Raw genomic sequence first — 15,298 nt, forward strand, 5'->3', positions numbered from 1 at the left:
CCTTAGAACTGAACGCGCGGCGGCTCGGCGATGGCTGCCGGCTCAGTGACCTCGAAGAAGTCGCGCTCGTGGAAGCCGAGGCCGCGCACGAACAGCGTGTTCGGGAACACCTTGATCTTGGTGTTGAGTTCGCGCACGCCGCCGTTGTAGAACCGGCGCGACGCCTGGATCTTGTCTTCGGTGTCGACGAGCTCGGCCTGAAGTTGCAGGAAGTTCTGGCTCGCCTGCAGCTGCGGGTATGCCTCGGCGACGGCGAAGATCGACTTCAGCGCCTGCTGCATGTGGTTCTCGGCCGCGCCCGCCTCAGCGGGACCCTGCGCCGAAAGCGTCTCGGCTCGCGCCTTCGTGACGTTCTCGAAGACGGCCTTCTCGTGTGCGGCGTAGCCCTTGACCGCCTCGATGAGGTTCGGGATCAGGTCGGCACGACGCTTGAGCTGCACCGTGATGTCGCTCCACGCCTCGTCGACGCGCACGTTGAGCGTGACCAGCGAGTTGTAGGTTGCCCAGAGGTAGATGCCGATGATCAGCACGAGTGCGACGACGATGATGACGGGGATGAGCCATTCCATGGCACGGACTCCTAGCGCGGTGAGCGTCTGACTTGAGCGTCTGATCTGGGCTTGTGCCTCATCCTACCGAGGGGGTCCGGCGGCGACCGTCGTTCCCATGAGACTCAAAGGAACCCCGCGACCGGCTCCGGGCGTAGGCTCAGCCTGTGACCGAGCGGCTCCACCACCCGAGGCGCCCCGGCCGGCCCCGCGGCGCGAAGCCCGGCGACACTCGGGCGCGCATCCTCGCGGCTGCGACCGACGAGTTCGGCGAACGCGGCTACGAAGCGGCATCGATGCGCGCGATCGCCCGCCGGGCCGGTGTCGATCCGGCACTCGTGCACCACTACTTCGACGACAAGCAGAGCCTGGTGGCCGAGGTCGTCGAGGTGCCGCTCCGTCCCGATCGGCTGGTGGGTGCGGCGCTCGACGGCCCGCTCGACGAGCTCGGCGAGCGGCTCGTGCGGGCGGTGCTGACCGCGTGGGACTCGGCGACGGTGCGGCCCGCCGCGGTCGCGGCCCTGCGCTCGGCGATCGGCCAGGGACCGGTCGCGCGCATGCTGCGAGAGTTCCTTCGCCGCGAGATCATGCATCGCATCGCCTCGCGTCTGGGCGACGACGATGACGCCGAGCTGCGGGCCGAGCTCGCCGCATCGCAGCTCGTGGGCGTGATCATGGTGCGCTACGTGCTCGAGTTCGACCCGGTCGCGTCCCTCCCGATCGACGAGCTCGTCGCCCGCGTCGGGCCGGCGGTGCAGTGGCATCTCACCGGCCTGCCGCCGGGCAGCCGGAACGGTCTTGACAGAGGGGTGGCGCAGGCGAAGAATTCAGCACATGATGAATAGCTCGGATGCCGCGAGCGGCGGCGCCGCGATCATCGTCGAAGACCTCCACGTGCGCCGCGCGAAGATCCCCGTGCTCGAGGGCCTGAACCTCGCCGTGCCGAAGGGCCGCATCGTGGGCCTGCTCGGCCCGAGCGGCAGCGGCAAGACGACGCTCATGCGCTCGATCGTCGGCGTGCAGGTCGTGCAGTCGGGGCGCATCGAGGTACTCGGCCTTCCGGCCGGCTCACGCGAGCTGCGTCGCAGGGTGGCCTACGTGACCCAGCAGGCGAGCGTCTACGACGACCTCACCGTGCGCCAGAACCTCGGCTACTTCCGCCGCGTGCTCGGCGCCGGGGCATCCGACATCGATCGCGTCATCGACCGCACCGACCTCGGATCCGTCGCGAACCGGCTCGCCGGCTCGCTCTCGGGCGGCCAGCGCGGCCGCGTCTCACTCGCCGCCGCTCTGCTCGGCACGCCCGAGGTGCTCGTGCTCGACGAGCCGACGGTCGGTCTCGACCCGGTGCTGCGCGTCGAGCTCTGGGGTCTCTTCCGCACCCTCGCAGACGACGGGGCGACGCTGCTCGTCTCGAGTCACGTGATGGATGAGGCCAAGCGGTGCGACCGGCTGCTGCTCATGCGCGATGGCGAACTGCTCGCCGACGACAGCGTGCGCGGCGTGCTCGAGATCACCGGCACCGACGACGTCGAGACGGCCTTCCTGCGGCTCATCGAACGCGGCGCCCCCGACCTGCGCCCGCTCGACGAATCCGCGCGGGTCGCGCAGGCCGTGGATTCCACCGACCTCGACTCCGGAAGCGAGGCGACGCGATGACCCTCGTGCGCACGTTCTCGACGGCGGGTCGCGTGCTCACCCAGATCCGGCACGATCCGCGCACCGTGGGACTGCTGCTCGTGGTGCCGAGCCTGCTCATCGGCCTCGTCGCCTGGATCTTCACCGACACCGACGTCTTCGCGACGATCGGCCCGGCGATGATCGCCCTGTTCCCGTTCATCGTCATGTTCCTCGTCACGAGCATCTCGACGCTGCGCGAGCGTCGCAGCGGCACCCTCGAACGGCTGTTCTCGATGCCGCTCGGCAAGGGCGACTTCATCCTCGGCTATGCACTGGCATTCGGGCTCCTCGCCGTCTTCCAGACCGCGATCGCGGTGTCGTTCGCCGTGTGGGTGTGCGGCCTCGAGATCGAGGGCTCGACCTGGCTGCTGTTCGCGGTCGCCGTGTCCGACGCGCTCCTCGGGACCGCACTCGGGCTGCTCGCGAGTGCCTTCGCGCGAACCGAATTCCAGGTGGTGCAGTTCATGCCGGTGCTCGTGTTCCCGCAGATCCTGCTCGGCGGCATCTTCCTGCCCACCGACCAGCTGCCCGAGGGGCTCGAGGCGATCAGCGCGTGGCTGCCGCTCACGTTCGCGATCGACGCGCTCACGGCCGTGGCCGACGGCTCGGAGGACGCCGAGTGGATCCTGTCGAAGATCCTCGTCATCGCGGCCTGGATCGTGGGATCGATCGTGGTCGGCTCGATCACGCTGCGTCGTCGCACGCCGTAGGACTCACGCCGTAGGACTCACACCGTAGGACTCACACCGACCGTTCCGGGGGTGCTTTCGCGCCATGTCGGACGCGATTCACCGGCAAATGTGGCGGAAAAGCACCCCCGGAATGCTCAGGCGCCGACCGCGCCCGACACCGCGCCGGGCCGTTGCCCGGCGTCCACTCCGCCGAGCACGTTCTCGAGGTAGGCGTTCGTGAATCGGCCCTCGGGGTCGAGTTCGTCGCGAACGCGCAGGAAGTCGTCGAAGCGGGGGTACACCTCGCGCAGCGTGTCGGCGCTCTGCGTGTGCAGCTTGCCCCAGTGCGGGCGGCCGCCGTACCCGCGCATGATCGCCTCGACGCCCGCGAAGTACTCGCGGTGGTCTTCGCGGAAGTAGCGGTGCACGGCGATGTACCCGCAGTCGCGGCCGTACGCCGTCGAGAGCCAGTTGTCGTCGGATGCCGCAGCACGAACCTCGATCGGGAAGCTCACCCGCCACCCCGACCGCTCGATGAGCGCGCGCACCTCGCGGAACGCAGCGGGCACGGCTTCGAGCGGGATCGCGTACTCCATCTCGCGGAACCGCACGGCACGGTGCGTCGTGAACACGGCAGGCGCGAAGTCGGCGAAGTCGCGGTCGCCCGTGTGCTTCGTGACCGTGTCGACCAGTCGGGCGAGCGGCGGCGTGAGGCCGGGGGCGAAGCGGCCCGTCGCGCAGACCGCCCGGTAGACGCCGTTGGCGAGCACCTCGTCGTCGAGCCATCGCGACACCCGGCTGAGCGGTGTGCGCGTCGCGTCTGCCGGCAGCCGGGTGTTGGTCTTGGTGAGCGCCGTGGCGGTGTGCGGGAACCAGTAGAACTCGAAGTGGTCGACGGCGCGCGCGCGGCGCGGCCAACCGTCGAGCACGGCGTCGAGCGGCTCGGGCTTCTCGACGGCGTGCAGCACGAACCGCGGGACGAGCTGCAGGGTCACCTCGACGAGCACGCCGAGCGCACCGAGGCCGAGCCGTACGGCCGGCAGCAGCTCGGGCCGCTCGGTCTCGCTGACCGTGAGCAACTCCCCGGCGCCGGTGACGAGCTTCACGGCGACGATCTGCGTCGCGAGACCGCCGAAGCCGAGCCCGGTGCCGTGTGTGCCGGTCGAGGTCGCGCCCGCGATCGTCTGGCGGTCGATGTCGCCCATGTTCGGCAGGGCGAGGCCGTAGGGGGCGAGCAGCGCGGGCAGTTGGTGCAGCCTCGTGCCGGCGGCGAGCGTCACCCGACCGGTCGCGACATCCGCATCGATCACACCCGAGAGCTCGGTGAGGTCGAGCTGAACGCCGGGAGCGATCGCGATGCCCGTGAAGCTGTGCCCCGAACCCACGGGCTTGATGCGAAGGCCGGATGCCGCGGCGGCCTGCACGGCCCGCTGCACGGCCTCAGCCGTGGCCGGGCGCTCGACCCGCACGGGCCGTACCGCCTCGGTCCGAGCCCAGTTGCGCCACATCGCTCCGGTCGCGGTCACAGGAACGCCTTCCCCTCTCCTCGATACGTCGGGACGATCTCGACGACCTCGTCGCCGTCGACGACGGCGAACTCGTTCAGGTGCTCGGCGAGCTCGCCCGACTTCGTGTGCCGGAACCAGACGCGATCGCCGGGCGCGAGCCGCCGCGCCGCGCTGCCCGAGACCGGAGTCTGCACCTCGCCGGCCATCTCGCGAGGCTCCATGCGCAGCCCCTCGGGCCACACGATGCGGGGCAGCCGGTCGGCCGCGGGCGGGCCCGAGGCGATCCATCCGCCGCCGAGGATCGTCGCGTGCACCGGGCCCGGACGCCTGACGACGTCGAGCGCGAACGCCGCCGCGGGGGCGGGCGTGAACTGCTCGTACCCGTCGAACAGGTGCCCCCCGAAGATGCCCGATCCCGCTGCGATCTCGGTGATCGAGGGGTCGGCCGAGGTGCGCTCGAGCGAGCCCGTGCCGCCGCCGTTGACGAACTCGAGTTCGGCGTGCTCCCGCACCGCCGCGACCGCGCGCGCGCGACGCTCGACGAGCTCGGGCATCGACCGGGACTGCATCCACCGGTTCACCGCGCCGTCGACCGGGCGCCCCTCGGGCCGGTTCACGACCCCGGCGATCTGCGCTTCGTACGACATCAGGCCGACGAGCTCGAACCCGGGTCGCGCGACCACGTAGGCCGCGAGCGCGCCCGCATCGGCGGGGTCGTGCACTGGTGACCGACGCACGCCGAGGTGACCGAGCAGCGGCGCGTCCCACGACGCGTCGAGCTCGATGCAGACGCGGATGTGCTCGCGACGGCCGGGTGGCAGCACGCTGTCGATGAGGTCGAGTTGCGACGGCGAATCGATCATGAGCGTGATGCGGCGCGCGAGTTCGGCATCGGCCGCGAACCGACGGATGCTCCCCCGCTCGGCCGTGGGATACCCGACGACGATGTCGTCGACCGTGTCGGCGAGCCACAGCGCCTCGGCCAGCGTGTAGGCGAGCACTCCGCGATATCCGGGCAGCCGCAGCAGCGCCTCGACGACCTCGCGCACGCGCACCGACTTCGAGGCCACGCGGATGGGCATGCCGTTCGCCCGGCGCGCCATGTCGAGTGCGTTGTGCCGCAGCGCGCCGAGGTGGAGCGCGCCGACGGGCGCGTCGAGGTGCCGAGTCGCCTCGGTGAGGGCCGGCCAGTACTGCTCGGGCGACGTCCAGGTCGCGGCATCCGCTGCCGGAATGCCGCGCTTGCGCAGATCGAGTGCCATCAGCGAACGCCCCTGACCCGGGCGACGGCGAAGGCACCGGCGAACGAGAAGGCGGCGCCGAGCAGGAAGACGAGCATGAACGATCCCGAGACCACGACCGCCGCGGCGCCGATCATCGGCGCGACGGCCTGCGGCACGGCCGAGGCGATGTTCATGATGCCGAGGTCCTTGCCGCGCGAGGCCGCGTCGGGCAGCACCTGTGTCGCGAGCGCCTGGTCGACCGAGAGGAAGCAGCCGTAGCCGAGGCCGAGGAGCCCGGCGCCGACCATGGCGACGGTGAGGTCGGGGAAGAGCCCGAGCAGCAGTGCGGCGAGTCCCTGCAGCGCGGATGCGACGAAGACGAACATCTTGCGACGACCGAGGCGGTCGGAGAGCCTGCCGAGCAGCAACGAGGCGAGGATCACGAACACCATGTAGATGAGCGTCAGCACGATGAGGTCGGCTTCGGCGTTCTCGTCGTCGAGCTGGAACATCAGGAAGTACAGCAGCAGGCTCGTGCCGAGCGCGTTGCCGACCGAGACGAGCACGCGGCTGAGCAGCGTCCAGCCGAAGTCGGGGTGCTTGCGGGGGCTGATCCAGAACCCGGCGATGATGCTCTTGGCCGTGACGCGCTCGCGCTCGGCCGGCGCGAGCGGTTGGTCGGCCCGCATCAGGAACGGGATGGCGAGCCCGATGAGGATCAACGCGAGCAGCACGTAGCCGAGCGAGGCGTCGCTGACGAGCTCGGTCACGAGTACGAGCCCCACGATGATGCCGACGGCCTGCGGCGCCGACATCCATCCCGAGACGAACCCGCGCTGGTTCACGGGCACCTGGTCGGAGATCGTCGCCGTGAGCGCCGCCGTCATGATGCAGAACCCGACGGATGCCGCGACCCAGGTCGCCCCGATGGCCCAGATCTCGGTCTGGGCGCCGAGCGTGACGAGCGACAGCCCGAAGACCACCGCGCCGATCGCGATCCACGGGCGGCGCCTTCCGAACCGCGACGTCGTGCGGTCGGAGAGCGCACCGGTGAGCGGGTAGGCGATGATGGTCGCGATCGCGGCGATGCCCGAGATCATGCCGAAGGCGACGACGCTGTCGACCCAGTTCTCGGGGTGGAGTTGCGCGTCGATCTGCGCGGGCAGCAACAGCTGCACGGGCGTGAGCTGGGCCATCCAGATGCCGAGCCACACCGTCGCGAACGAGGCGATCCAGCCGCTGCCGACGCGACGCGTGGGTTCGGCGAGCGCGCTCGTCGCGGCATCCGTCAGGGGCAGGTCTGCACGCGTCATCGGGTGTCGGCCATTCTCGTGAGGGCGTCGGCGGCCGCGGCGGCGACCGCTCGGGCGGCATCGTCATCGCGATCGACGAGCCACGTGAGGGTGAGCCCGTCGGTGAACGCGACGAGCACGCGCGCGACACGCTCGACGGGGACGGTCCAGCTCGCGCCCGCGATCTCGGCGCCGAGCTCGAGCGAACGGGCGGCGAGCTCGATGTACTTCGCGTACTGGGCCGCGGCGAGCGGATGACGCTCGGGCGACCGCAGCGCGTACTGCGTGAGCTCGAGCATGGCCTGCTCGTGCTCGGGATCGGAGCGCAGGTGCTCGAAGTACCGCAGCAGTCCGGCCTCGACGATCTCGTGGAGCGTCTGCCCGGGGATCAGGTCGGGCAGCACCGCCTGCTGCTCGCGGCCGACCACGGTCGTGATGAGTTCGTCGACGAGTTCGTCGCGCGACGCGAAAGCGTAGTGGAAGCTCGCGAGCGACATGCCCGCCTCGGCGACGATCGCCCGGGTCGTGGCCTGGGCGAGACCGTGCCGCGAGACGACTCGCAGCGCCGCGTCGATCAGCGCCGCACGCCGCTCGGCCGCGGGGATTCGGGTCACGGTGCTCCTCTCGACGCCGGTGCCGACCGAAGTGGGACAGTTGTCCCAGTCGGTTCAGTATGCACGAAAACGGCTACGCTCGCAGTATGCGCCTCGGGGTTCTCGACGTCGGTTCCAACACCGTGCACCTCCTCGTGGTCGACGCCCATCGCGGCGCACGGCCGATCCCGATGTCATCGCACAAGTCGGTGCTGCGACTCATGCGCTATCTCGAGGCCGATGGCGCGATCAGCGACGAGGGCGTCGCGGCGATCATCTCCGCGGTCGGCCACGCGGCGGCGATCGCCCGCGAGTCGGGTCTCGATGAGTTCCTCCCCTTCGCGACCTCGGCCATCCGCGAGGCCGCCAACGGCGAAGAGGTGCTCGACCGCGTCGCACGCGAGACCAGCGTCGAACTGCAGGTGCTCCCCGGCGAAGACGAGGCGAACCTGACCTTCCTCGCCGTGCGGCGCTGGTACGGCTGGTCGGCCGACAACATCCTGCTCTTCGACATCGGGGGCGGCTCGCTCGAACTCACCCAGGGTATCGACGAGGTGCCCGACGTCGCCCGCTCGGTGCCGCTCGGCGCCGGTCGCTCGACCGTGGAGTTTCTTCCCGACGATCCGCCCTCCGAAGACCAGGTGGCGCGCCTGCGCGCGCACGCGCGTGAGCTGCTTTCCGGCGAAGTCAACGCCTTCCGCCAGCTGCCCTCGCCAGACCACGTGGTCGGTTCCTCGAAGACCATCCGTTCGCTCGCACGGCTCGCGGGTCACGTCGCCGAGGGCGTCGGGTCGAGCGAACGCTACGTGCTCACCCGAAGGGGCCTCGACGACTGGACCCCGCGCCTCGCGAAGATCCCGGCCGACTCACGACCCGCCCTGCCCGGCATCACCGCCGACCGCACGTTCCAGATCGTGGCGGGCGCGGTCGTGCTCTCCGAGGCCATGCGGGCATTCGACGTGCGCGAACTCGAGGTGTCGCCCTGGGCGCTGCGCGAAGGACTCATCCTGCGTCGGCTCGACGTCATGGAGTGATGAGTCGGGCAGCACGGTGCTCCCGCTGGGATTCGAACCCAGACTGAGGCGAGTTTAAGTCGCCTGCCTCTGCCGATTGGGCTACGGGAGCGCGGCGCCGCACGATGGCGGCGCCGCGACCCACACTACTTCGCGGCGACGGGTTGCGCGCTGGCAGCCTTCGCAGCGGACTTCGACTCCTTCGCCCCGCCGGCGTGCGGCTCGAGCGCCGCCTTGGCCTTGGGCGCGGCGTTCTGAGGCGCGGATGCCGCGGGGGCGGCCTTCGGCTGCGGTGCGGCCTCGGCCGCGAGCTTCGGTCGGGCGGCGAACGCCTCGAACTGCGCCCGCGGCTGCTGCACCGCGGTGAGCGAGACGATGTCGCGGCCGAGCCAGAAGTTGTTCCACCAGCCCCAGAACACGCGGAACTTGCGCTCCCAGCTGGGCATGGCGAGGCCGTGGTAGCCGCGGTGGGCGAACCAGGCGATGAGGCCCTTGAGCGCGATGTTGCCCGACTGGAACACGCCCGAGCCGATGCCGAGACCGGCGACCGCGCCGAGGTTCTTGTGGATGTACTCCTTGGGCTCTTCGCCGCGCAGCACAGCCACGATGTTCTTCGCGAGCAGCTTGCCCTGACGCACGGCGTGCTGCGCGTTCGGCACGCAGTAGCCGCCGACGCCGCCGCCCGTGAGGTCGGGCACCGCGGCGATGTCGCCCGCCGCCCAGGCATCGGACACCCAGTCGTCTTCGTCGCCGACGCGCAGGTCGGCACGGGTCAGGATGCGGCCGCGCTCTTCGACGGGAAGGTCGCTCGAGCGCACGATGGCCGGGTTGGCCATGACACCCGCGGTCCACACGATGAGGTCGGTCTCGAAGCGCTCGCCGGTCGACAGCTCGATGTTGCCGTCGACCGCGCTCGTCAGCTGCGTGTCGAGGTGGATCTCGGCGCCGCGCTGGGCGAGGTGCTTGATGACCCAGTGGCTCGTCGGCAGCGAGACCTCGGGCATGATGCGGCCCATGGCCTCGATGAGGTGGAAGTGCGTGTCGTCGAAGGTCAGCTGCGGGTAGAACTCGAGCAGCGAGCTCGCGAACGAGCGCAGCTCGGCGAACACCTCGATGCCGGCGAAGCCGCCGCCGACGACGACGAACGTGAGCAGTCGATCGCGCTCGGGACCGGCCGGCAGGTTCGCCGCCTTGTCGAAGTTGGTGAGCACGCGGTCGCGGATGGCGACGGCCTCTTCGATCGACTTCAGGCCGATGGCGTTGTCGGCGATGCCAGGGATCGGGAACGTGCGCGAGACGGCTCCGCCGGTGACGACGACCACGTCGTAGTCGAAGTCCCACGGCTCACCGATCTCGGGAGTGATCGTCGCGGTCTTCGCCGCATGGTCGATGCGGGTGACCTTGGCGGTGATGACGCTGGTCTTCTTGAGGTGACGACGCTGCGAGACGACGGAGTGCCGCGGCTCGATCGACCCTGCAGCCACCTCGGGAAGGAACGGCTGATAGGTCATATACGGGAGCGGGTCGACGACCGTGACCTCGGCCTCGCCGGGTCGGAGCCACTTCTCGAGCTTCCACGCGGTGTAGAACCCGGCATAGCCGCCACCGACAATGAGAATCTTGGGCACGGTGAAATGGACTCCTCGTTTGCTTGAACGTGCGATCACTGTTCGCGAATGCGGACAGTCCGCCTGAGATGCCGAGTGGCGCCGATGCCCAACAGCGCTCCTATCGTACCAAATCCAGCGACCAACGAGAGCGGGACCGTGATATACGCGAGGGTCCAGGGCGTCGGGAGGAGCGTGTCCGTCGCATCCTCGTCTGGCAGGGGCGGATCGGCTATGGGGACGATCTCGGCATCCTCAGTCGACGGAGCCGGGGTCTCGCCCGCCGCTCGCCGGTGCAGGGTGATCCATTCGGCGAGGCTGCCGAGCGGGTTCTCGTCGACCGTCTCGACGTCGGACTCCAGCGCCGCGACGGGGTCGATGAGCCCGAATCCGTACAACGCGCTCGGCACCTCGCGGCCGTTCGGATCGGCCGTCTGGATGACCCGTTCGATGACGTTGGCGGCGTCGAGCTCGGGGTACTCCGATCGCACGAGGGCGACCAGCCCTGAGACGAGTGGTGCTGCGCCGCTCGTGCCGCTCCAGATCGCGACGCGCCCGTCGGGTTGCACGCCGACGAGGTCTTCGCTCGGCGCGGCGACCGCGATCGAGATGCCCTGCGAGCTCGCGTCGAGGCTCGCGTTCTTCTCCTTGTCGACGCCCGCGACCGTCAGGACCCCGGGGATGGTCGCCGGGGCGCCGACCTCGCTCGTGCCGTTGCCCCGGTTGCCGGCCGCCGCGACCACGACGACGTCGTTCTCGAAGGCGTACGTGAACGCGTCGTCCCAGCTCTCGGGCCAGTCGCGGGTGTTGCGGGTGAGCGACATGTTGATGACGTCGGCACCGTTGTCGACCGCCCAGCGAACGCCCTCGGCGATCTGCTCGTCGTTCGTCTTCTCGGCACCGGTGTCCTGACCGAAGGCGACCGACACGGCGAGGATCTCGGCCTCGGGCGCGACGCCGATGACGCCACTGCCCTCACCCGTGCCGCGACCGGCGAGCAGTGAGGCGACCATGGTTCCGTGCGCACTGTCGTCGGGATCGCCGACCGGGGTCTGCCCGTCGGGAGTGCCGAGGCCCGAGACATCCGTGCCGCCAGTGACGACGCCGCGCAGCTCGGCGACGTTGCCGTTCACACCCGTGTCGATCACGGCGACGGTGACTCCCTCGCCGCGCGAGGTGTTCCACGCGGTCGTGAAGCCGTAGTCGCCCAGCCAGTACTCGTAGTCGCGCACCGTGTCGGCCTGGGCCGGCGCGGCTCCGGTGAACACCATCGCGCCCACCGCGGCGGCCGCTGCAGCGATGCGCGCCGTGCGCGCGAGGGGACGGAGACGTTCGCGCCGGGTCATCCGCTCAGCTCTTCGGATGTCTCGTCGACGGCCGGCTCGGCGGGCTCGTCGACCCCGTAATCGGGGCACTGGCACACCGCGGGCGACCACGACGAGCGCTCGAGCGCGAGGTCGCCGATGGGGTTCGCGCCGGGCCCGGCGGCCAGCGAGTGCGCGGCGAGCGCGTGCAGGCACTTGACCCGCGTGGGCATGCCGCCCGCCGAGATGCCGGCGATCTCGGCGACCTCGCCGAACAGGCCGCGATCGGTGAGGAAGTCGCCGTGCGCACGCCGGTAGGCGGTTCGCACGTCGGCGTCGCCGGCCAGCAGCTCGGTGCACTCGACCATGAGCTGCGCCGCCTCGAGGAACGACATCGCAGCCGTCGCGACCGGGTGCGAGAGGTAGTAGAACGTCGGAAACGGGGTGCCGTCGGCCAGCCGAGGCGCCGTTGCCACGACCGTGGGCGCGCCGCACACGCATCGGGCGGGGATCCCGACGACGTCGCGCGGGCGCCGGCCGAGCTGTGCGGTGACGATGCGCAGGTCGCGCTCCGAGACCGGGCTGAAGGGCGGGCGGGTCATCGGTCGCCCTCTCCGGCTGCGGGCGCGCCCGTCGCCGGGTCGACGGGGGGCGTCGCCGGGTCGGTCGCGGCCGGCGCGAGCCCCGCGGTCATCACGGAGTCGAGCAGCGTGCGCATCCAGTCGCCCTTCGTTTCGGTCACTTCGGCCGAGACCTCGGTCGCGGCATCCGCCGCGGTTCCCGCCGCCCGGTCGTCGATGACGAGGTAACTCACCTCGCCCGGCATCACGTAGTAGAGGCGCTCACGTGCCTGCGTCACGATGTACGTCTCGTCATTCCAGCGCTCGCGCTCGTCGCGCAGCCGCTGCACCTCCTCCTCTTGTGCGGAGACGGCGGCGCGAAGCTCCGCGATCTGCTGCCGTTGCTGCGCGTACGCCGCGATCGACGGCGCCAGCACCACGACGGCGAGCACGAGTATGCCCATCATGATGAGCGAGAAACCTGAGAATCGGATGCCCCTGAGCCATCCCGCGCGTGCAGGATCGGTCGCGCCGCCCGAATTCGTGCGCGCGGCGGCCCGCGGTTCGGGCGGAGCCGACCGCTTTCGAGCGCGCGGCGACCGGTCGCCGGCAGGATTCGCCGGGCGGCGGGGTGTGCGGGCGGAATCGCCGTTCATCACCCTCCTCGTCGCCGGCCCGGAGACCACGACGGGGGTGGCCACGCGGCCACCCCCGTCGCTGTCAGCTACGCGATCACGCCGTGAAGCGAGGGAACGCCGTGCGGCCGGCGTACACCGCGGCCTCACCGAGCTCTTCTTCGATCCTCAGAAGCTGATTGTACTTGGCGACGCGCTCGCTCCGGGCGGGCGCGCCCGTCTTGATCTGACCCGCGTTCGTCGCGACGGCGAGGTCGGCGATCGTCGTGTCTTCAGTCTCGCCCGAGCGGTGCGACATGACCGCCGTGTACCCGGAGCGTTGGGCGAGCGACACCGCGTCGAGGGTCTCGGTGAGCGTGCCGATCTGGTTGACCTTCACGAGGATCGAGTTGGCGGCCCGCTTGCCGATGCCGTCGGCCAGACGGGTCGGGTTGGTGACGAACAGGTCGTCGCCGACGAGCTGCAGCTTGGTGCCGAGCTCGGTGGTGAGCTGGGTCCAGCCCTCCCAGTCGTCTTCGGCGAGCGGGTCCTCGATCGAGATGAGGGGGTAGGCGGCAGCGAGCTCGGCGTAGTACGCGCTCATCTCGGCGGCGCTGCGGTCCTTGCCCTCGAAGTGGTAGGCGCCGTTCTCGAAGAACTCGGTCGCCGCGACGTCGAGGCCGAGTGCGATGTCGGTGCCGAGCGTGAACCCGGCCGTGCCGATCGCCTCGGCGATGAGGTCGAGCGCCGCACGGTTGTTCTCGAGGTCGGGGGCGAAGCCGCCCTCGTCGCCCAGACCGGTCGACAGGCCCTTCGACTTCAGCAGGCTCTTGAGCGCGTGGTAGGTCTCGACGCCCCAGCGCAGGCCCTCGGAGAACGTCGGCGCACCGACGGGCAGCACCATGAACTCCTGGATGTTCACGCCGGTGTCGGCGTGGGCGCCGCCGTTGATGATGTTCAGCATGGGCACCGGAAGCACGTGCGCGTTCGGGCCGCCGAGGTAACGGAACAGCGGCAGGTCCGCGGAGTCGGCCGCGGCCTTCGCGACGGCGAGGCTCACACCGAGGATGGCGTTCGCGCCGAGGCGGCTCTTCTCGTCGGTGCCGTCGGCTTCGATGAGCGCGGCATCGACGAGGCGCTGGTCGCTCGCGTCGAGGTCTTCGATGGCGGGACCGAGGTCGTCGAGCACTGCGTCGACGGCCTTCTGCACGCCCTTGCCGAGGTAGCGGCCGCTGTCGCCGTCGCGCAGCTCGTGCGCCTCGTAGGCGCCCGTCGACGCACCCGAGGGCACCGCCGCGCGGGCCAGGGTGCCGTCGTCGAGGAGCACCTCGACCTCGACGGTCGGGTTGCCGCGAGAATCGAGAATCTCGCGCGCGCCTACTGCTTCGATGAATGCCACAGTGAACTCCTCTGTGATGGGGGTGACTGGTGGACGACTCCGTCGTGATCCGCGTCACAGTCTAGTAATGCTCACGAGCGCCGCTCAGCCACGTGACATCCACTCGCGCGACCGTGCGCGGTCAGTCGACCGCGCGAACGAGCGAGTCGAGTCGCCGGGCAGCGCGTGACCAGTCGAACTCCGTCGCACGCACCCGACCTGCCGCCGCGGTGCGCCGCAGGACCTCGGGGTCCCGGGCGAGTTCGTCGAGCGCAGCCGCCAGGGCACCGGCATCGCCGGGGGGAACGAGAATCCCGGCTCCGCGAACCGTCTCGGGGATGCCGCCGATGTCGGACGCGACCACGGCGGCGCCTGCCGCCATGCCCTCGAGTGCGGTGAGCGCGAACGGCTCGCGCCACGTCGACGGGACGACGACGATGTCGGACTCGCCGAGGATGCGCACGACCTGCTCGCGCGGGACGAACGGGGTGAACTCCACGCGGTCGCCGAGCGGTGCGGCGGCACGCCTGAGCTCGAGCTCGAATCCGGTGAGCGCCGCATTCGCGTCGAATCCGTCGGATCCGACGATCCGCAGCCGCAGATCGTCGCGGTCGAGCCGCCGGAACGCGTCGATCACGACGCCGGCACCCTTCTCACGCAGCATCCGGCCCACGAACGCCACCTGAAGCGGTCGGTCGTGGTCACGGCCAGGCGCACGCTGGAAGGCCGACGTGTCGACCCCGTTGTGCACGACCACCACGCGGGCGTGCATCGACGTCGGCAGGTGCTCCTTCATCTCATCGGCGAGCGACCCGCTCACGCAGACGATGAGCCGGACGTGGCGGAGCACCCTCGCCGACTCCGCGCGCGAGTACGAGCGCAGCAGGTTGTTGTGCGCGTAGAGCACGGGGACGTGCCGCCGGTGGTCGACGAGCGGGATCGCCTGCGGCGCATTGTGGCAGAGCACGACCGACGGCGACCACGAGCCCTGGTCGGCGAACGCCGGCCGGAACGTGCGCCGGACCACGAGCCGAGGCATGCCGAGCACCGCGAGGGCTGCGTCCACGATCCGCCGCGGCGCGACGCGCTCGAGCGGCCACGGCGACGCCTGCTCGTACTCGATCGCCCGCGCACTCCGGTAGCGGTCGGGGTAGGTGCCCCGGGCCACCAGCACCGACGGTTCAGGAGTCCCGGCGGTGCGTGCGCGGCTCAGCCCATGCACGACCGTGGGGATCGCGCTCCCCGTGCTCGGCGAGTAGTGGTCCCCGGGTGTGATCAGGTGGATGATCTCGCGCACCGCGCTCCTT

At 70.5% G+C, this 15,298-nt stretch carries 15 protein-coding genes and 1 tRNA gene; 4 read left to right on the forward strand and 12 right to left on the reverse strand.

Going from position 1 to position 15,298, the window contains the following annotated elements; genetic code table 11:
* Positions 1-2: 2 nt before the first annotated feature.
* On the reverse strand, positions 3-569 hold the full coding sequence (locus LSF15_RS17585; protein ID WP_232499863.1) for a LemA family protein: 567 nt from the start codon (positions 567-569) through the stop codon (positions 3-5).
* A gap of 146 nt (positions 570-715) precedes the next feature.
* Between LSF15_RS17585 and LSF15_RS19125 the strand changes: the two genes are divergently transcribed.
* The 3 genes from LSF15_RS19125 to LSF15_RS17600 are packed head-to-tail and all read left to right on the forward strand — an operon-like array spanning position 716 to position 2,938.
* Entirely contained in the window at positions 716-1,393 is a 678-nt protein-coding gene (locus LSF15_RS19125) for a TetR/AcrR family transcriptional regulator (protein WP_232499864.1), read from the forward strand.
* The gene (locus LSF15_RS17595) at positions 1,383-2,207 is read left to right on the forward strand and encodes an ABC transporter ATP-binding protein (protein ID WP_232499865.1); all 825 of its coding nucleotides are present in this window, start codon (positions 1,383-1,385) and stop codon (positions 2,205-2,207) included. The genes LSF15_RS19125 and LSF15_RS17595 overlap by 11 nt, the downstream gene beginning before the upstream one ends.
* Positions 2,204-2,938, forward strand: a complete 735-nt coding sequence (locus LSF15_RS17600) for an ABC transporter permease (protein WP_232499866.1) — start codon at positions 2,204-2,206, stop codon at positions 2,936-2,938. The genes LSF15_RS17595 and LSF15_RS17600 overlap by 4 nt, the downstream gene beginning before the upstream one ends.
* 116 nt (positions 2,939-3,054) lie before the next feature.
* On the opposite strand, the gene LSF15_RS17605 is transcribed toward LSF15_RS17600, so the two are convergent.
* Genes LSF15_RS17605 through LSF15_RS17620 form a run of 4 tightly spaced genes read right to left on the reverse strand, consistent with a single transcriptional unit; the run spans position 3,055 to position 7,536 of the window.
* Complete coding sequence (locus tag LSF15_RS17605; RefSeq protein ID WP_232499867.1) at positions 3,055-4,425, reverse strand: D-arabinono-1,4-lactone oxidase; 1,371 nt, start codon at positions 4,423-4,425, stop codon at positions 3,055-3,057.
* Positions 4,422-5,669 carry an alanine racemase gene (locus LSF15_RS17610; protein ID WP_232499868.1) on the reverse strand — a complete coding sequence of 416 codons (1,248 nt, stop codon included), beginning with the start codon at positions 5,667-5,669 and terminating at the stop codon, positions 4,422-4,424. The genes LSF15_RS17605 and LSF15_RS17610 overlap by 4 nt, the downstream gene beginning before the upstream one ends.
* Complete coding sequence (locus tag LSF15_RS17615; RefSeq protein ID WP_232499869.1) at positions 5,669-6,943, reverse strand: MFS transporter; 1,275 nt, start codon at positions 6,941-6,943, stop codon at positions 5,669-5,671. The genes LSF15_RS17610 and LSF15_RS17615 overlap by 1 nt, the downstream gene beginning before the upstream one ends.
* Positions 6,940-7,536 (reverse strand): TetR/AcrR family transcriptional regulator, encoded by a 597-nt coding sequence (locus tag LSF15_RS17620; protein ID WP_232499870.1) that lies wholly within the window; start codon positions 7,534-7,536, stop codon positions 6,940-6,942. The genes LSF15_RS17615 and LSF15_RS17620 overlap by 4 nt, the downstream gene beginning before the upstream one ends.
* A gap of 86 nt (positions 7,537-7,622) precedes the next feature.
* On the opposite strand from LSF15_RS17620, the gene LSF15_RS17625 reads away from it, so the two are divergent.
* Positions 7,623-8,549 (forward strand): Ppx/GppA phosphatase family protein, encoded by a 927-nt coding sequence (locus LSF15_RS17625; protein ID WP_232499871.1) that lies wholly within the window; start codon positions 7,623-7,625, stop codon positions 8,547-8,549.
* Positions 8,550-8,566: 17 nt separating this feature from the next.
* Here the strand turns inward: LSF15_RS17625 and LSF15_RS17630 are convergent.
* The 7 genes from LSF15_RS17630 to LSF15_RS17660 all read right to left on the reverse strand — a co-directional run bounded on the left by LSF15_RS17630 (position 8,567) and on the right by LSF15_RS17660 (position 15,288).
* A tRNA-Leu gene (locus LSF15_RS17630) sits at positions 8,567-8,640 on the reverse strand.
* A 34-nt stretch (positions 8,641-8,674) separates the two neighbouring features.
* Positions 8,675-10,156, reverse strand: coding sequence for an NAD(P)/FAD-dependent oxidoreductase (locus tag LSF15_RS17635; protein WP_232499872.1), 1,482 nt, complete (start codon positions 10,154-10,156; stop codon positions 8,675-8,677).
* Between the two features lie 35 nt (positions 10,157-10,191).
* The gene (locus LSF15_RS17640) at positions 10,192-11,481 is read right to left on the reverse strand and encodes a S8 family serine peptidase (RefSeq protein WP_232499873.1); all 1,290 of its coding nucleotides are present in this window, start codon (positions 11,479-11,481) and stop codon (positions 10,192-10,194) included.
* The gene (locus tag LSF15_RS17645) at positions 11,478-12,041 is read right to left on the reverse strand and encodes a DUF501 domain-containing protein (protein ID WP_232499874.1); all 564 of its coding nucleotides are present in this window, start codon (positions 12,039-12,041) and stop codon (positions 11,478-11,480) included. Before LSF15_RS17645 ends, LSF15_RS17640 begins: the two co-directional genes overlap by 4 nt.
* The gene (locus LSF15_RS17650) at positions 12,038-12,655 is read right to left on the reverse strand and encodes an FtsB family cell division protein (RefSeq protein WP_232499875.1); all 618 of its coding nucleotides are present in this window, start codon (positions 12,653-12,655) and stop codon (positions 12,038-12,040) included. Before LSF15_RS17650 ends, LSF15_RS17645 begins: the two co-directional genes overlap by 4 nt.
* 76 nt (positions 12,656-12,731) lie before the next feature.
* Entirely contained in the window at positions 12,732-14,012 is a 1,281-nt protein-coding gene (eno, locus tag LSF15_RS17655; RefSeq protein ID WP_232499876.1) for a phosphopyruvate hydratase, read from the reverse strand.
* Between the two features lie 121 nt (positions 14,013-14,133).
* Positions 14,134-15,288, reverse strand: coding sequence for a glycosyltransferase family 4 protein (locus LSF15_RS17660; RefSeq protein WP_232499877.1), 1,155 nt, complete (start codon positions 15,286-15,288; stop codon positions 14,134-14,136).
* Positions 15,289-15,298 lie beyond the last annotated feature (10 nt).

It is taken from the genome of Agromyces humatus, from assembly GCF_021228295.1.
Taxonomy (GTDB): Bacteria; Actinomycetota; Actinomycetes; order Actinomycetales; family Microbacteriaceae; genus Agromyces; species Agromyces humatus.